At 45.5% G+C, this 3,524-nt stretch carries 4 protein-coding genes; all 4 read right to left on the reverse strand.

The features are described 5' to 3' along the window. Positions 1-219: 219 nt before the first annotated feature. Positions 220-444 carry a hypothetical protein gene (locus FTT88_RS16825; protein WP_000743213.1) on the reverse strand — a complete coding sequence of 75 codons (225 nt, stop codon included), beginning with the start codon at positions 442-444 and terminating at the stop codon, positions 220-222. Next, positions 441-1,178 (reverse strand): recombinase family protein, encoded by a 738-nt coding sequence (locus FTT88_RS16830; protein ID WP_001366550.1) that lies wholly within the window; start codon positions 1,176-1,178, stop codon positions 441-443. The genes FTT88_RS16825 and FTT88_RS16830 overlap by 4 nt, the downstream gene beginning before the upstream one ends. 148 nt (positions 1,179-1,326) lie before the next feature. Continuing rightward, positions 1,327-2,493, reverse strand: coding sequence for a tetracycline-inactivating monooxygenase Tet(X3) (locus tag FTT88_RS16835; RefSeq protein WP_024160783.1), 1,167 nt, complete (start codon positions 2,491-2,493; stop codon positions 1,327-1,329). 189 nt (positions 2,494-2,682) lie between these two features. Further along, positions 2,683-3,348, reverse strand: coding sequence for a tyrosine-type recombinase/integrase (locus FTT88_RS16840; RefSeq protein WP_015060916.1), 666 nt, complete (start codon positions 3,346-3,348; stop codon positions 2,683-2,685). Positions 3,349-3,524 lie beyond the last annotated feature (176 nt).

Raw genomic sequence — 3,524 nt, forward strand, 5'->3', positions numbered from 1 at the left:
ATGAGGCATGTTCCGCGTCCTTGCAATACTGTGTTTACATACAGTCTATCGCTTAGCGGAAAGTTCTTTTACCCTCAGCCGAAATGCCTGCCGTTGCTAGACATTGCCAGCCAGTGCCCGTCACTCCCACTCGATTGTAAACAAGCACACAAAACCCTTTAGTGACAACAATTTGCAAGAACTATCAGGCTCAGTGCCATGAAAAATACCATGACCAGATCATGAGGTTGAACACGGCTTGCGCCGGCAGCGTTCACGCTCCTGGTCGGCGATCTCGCCCGGCTGCAATGCTAGCTCAGCATCGGTCATGCGCTCCAGCACGTCGCGTAGGCGGATGGTGCAAGGAATGGGCGGCAGCTCGAACTCATAGCCGCCGGCGATCATTTCGGCCGCAATCTCCTCGGTGATGAAAAACGGCTCGTCGTCTTGGTTCGGCTTCTTCATGCCCTTTCCTCCTGGCGCTCATCCTGGCCGACAGCGGCCAGGGCATCGGCTTCCGTCAATGCGTCCTCCACGAACGCGCCGTGCTGCTTCGCTTCGGCCTGGCTGACCTCGGCCCATATCCGTTTCACCTGGGCCGCACTGTACCCGGCCAGCTCGGCGGTCTTGTTGATGCTGTAGCCGGACTTGCGCAGCGCGACAACTTGGGCGCGGCGCTTCGGATCAGCACGGCGGCCCTTGTACCGCCCGGCCTGGCGGGCCAACTCAATGCCTTGGCGCTGGCGTTCGCGCCTGTCCTCGTAGTCGTCGCGGGCCATCTGCAAGGCCAGGCGAAAAAGCATGATCTGCACGGCTTCCAGCACGATCTTGGCGACGCCCTGGGCCTCGGCCGCCAGGTCGGATAGATCGACCACGCCAGGGACGGCCAGGCGTGCGCCTTTGGCCTGTATCGAGGCCACCAGGCGCTCGGCCTCGGGCAAAGGTAGGCGGCTGATGCGGTCGATCTTCTCGGCAATGACCACCTCGCCGGGCTGTAGGTCGCCGATCATGCGCAGCAGCTCAGGCCGGTCGGCGCGTGCGCCGGATGCCTTCTCACGGTAGATGCCGGCGACGTAGTAGCCGGCGGCCTTCGCGGCCGTAGTGATCGCCTCTTGGCGTTCCAAGTCCTGCGCGTCGGTGCTGACGCGCAGATAGACCCGCGCCACCATCGGCGCGGCTACTGGCTTCGTCCTGCGCATACTTGCGGGCTCCTTTGGGCATACTCAAATGCACCCATCTTAAACTGGCAGCTAATGTACAAAAGTTGATAGAAGCACACAAGTTCAATTTTGCACTTCTGCCCCACTATTGCAAAACTGCTTGTTAGTAGCCGTTTTTTCTTACTGTTTATAGATTCAATAATTTTTGAAACGAAAAATTGGGACTAAACATTTCGGTTTCGTTTTCTGTCGATTCGTCCTGCGTATCTTTTGCATAAACAAACATTTGTTGTTCGTAGTTTTCGATGGCATTTTCAATACTTGTAAATTCTCCGTTTGTAAGGTTTTCAGACAATATCAAAGCATCCAATAATCCCGTATTTACACCCTGTCCTGCAAAAGGCGACATCAAATGAGCAGCATCGCCAATCATTGTTATGGGTAATGGACGGTTACTTTTCCAATCATTGTTCAAAGGAAATTTCCTTGTGGGCAAGCATTGAAATGTTGATACCGAACGTATTAATTGTTTGTAAACTTCACTCCATTTGGAAAATCTTTTCAATAAAAAATCGGCAACGCTGTTTCTGTCCTGAAAATCTAAGGGAATTTTATTTTTCCATTCATCGGGCGTTTTAAAACTAATTCCTAAATACAATGCACCATTATTATTGGGATTGGCAAACAATAAAATGCCCTGATGTCCCGCCATTAATCGGTTGCCGTTGCATAGCTGAAAAAATCCGGGACAGTTTATTTCCGGTTGAAGAATATCAGCTTGGATGTTGAAAGTACCGGTTTCTTCAACTTGCGTGTCGGTAACAAAGCTCCTTATTTTCGACATTCCACCATTGGCAAGAATAACCAAATCTGCTGTTTCACTCGGTTTATTCTCAAAAGTTAGTGTCCACTTCTTCTTACCAGGTTCAAGCATAACAAGTTTTCTATCCCAAATAACCGTGTCGTTTTCTAAACTATTCAACAAGATAGCCCTTAAGTCATTTCTGTTTATTTCAGGATTGTCAAATCGATTTTCGGGCTTTACATTTTTTGTGGATAAAATATTGCCTTTTTCATCAGCAATATTTACACCCATTGGTAAGGCTAAGTCATAATAAGTTTGTAACAATCCCGCTTTTTTCATTGCTTCCTGACCTGAACCTTTGTGTAGGTCAAGGGTTCCACCAAAAATTCTTGCCTCTCGGTCGTTGTCTCTTTCGTAAACTGAAACGTCTATGCCGTTTTGCTGTAATAATTTTGCCATAGTCAGTCCAACGGGTCCACCACCAATTATTGCAACGTTCTTATCACTAAGTAAATTCATTTGTTTGTCTGTATCTATTCGCATTGTCATTCAAAAATGGCACATAACAAGTGGCTATACGCCAAATGGCGTATATATCCACTATATCTTATTTTGCTAAACCTTTCATTATCAGTGACAAATCCGTTTTCAACCGTTTACCGTTCGTTTCTACTCTCTCAAAAGGATTTATATTCATAGTGCTTTTTGTTAAGTTTTGCTCAAATATACAAATCCTTTCTATATATCTAACAAATCCATCGGACTTTTTAATTGTTCCATTCCCTTGGTGGTAATATGTGTATAAACCTCAGTTGTTTTACTGCTTGAATGACCTAACAACGATTGAATATAACGTAAACTCGTACCATTCTCAAGCAAATGCGTTGCAAAGCTATGTCGTAAGGTATGTACAGTAACTTCCTTTTGAATCTTTGCTTTTAAAACAGCTGCTTTAAAAATGTTTTGAATACTTCGGCTTGAGTATGCGCCACCTTTTTGACCTTCAAATAAATAATCTTTTGGTTTATATTCCATAAAGTATGTTCTTAAAATAATTAATGTTTTCTCAGATAAAATGGTATAACGATCTCTTTTTCCTTTTGACTGTTCTATACGAATTTGCATGCGCTTGGAGTCAATGTCTTTTATTTTCAGGTTTATACATTCAGAAATGCGCAAACCTGCCGAATAAATAGTCATCAGAATAGCCTTGTGTTTCACGTTTTCAATAGCGCGTAGTACCCGAATGGTTTCTTCTTCACTCATCACAACAGGAAGTGTTTTTTCTTTTTTTGGTCTTTCGATGAAATATGTTTTCCGTTGTCCACCCAAAACACGTTCGTAATAAAACTTAATCGCATTGATTGCCTGGTTTTGATAAGATATTGAAACTTTTCGCTCCATAACCAAATGTCGGAGAAATGATTGTATATGTCCTTCATTCAATCGATCGACGTATAGGAAGAATAAACGCCCTTTTCACCCAAGTCCAACAGCTTTGGACCGCAGTTGACTCTTTCGACACCCCTGCGATGCAACCCAATCCGGCTGACGGGGAGCCAGCAACGCTGAAAATTTAC

Source organism: Acinetobacter sp. YH01024 (assembly GCF_013420195.1).
Taxonomy (GTDB): domain Bacteria; phylum Pseudomonadota; class Gammaproteobacteria; order Pseudomonadales; family Moraxellaceae; genus Acinetobacter; species Acinetobacter amyesii.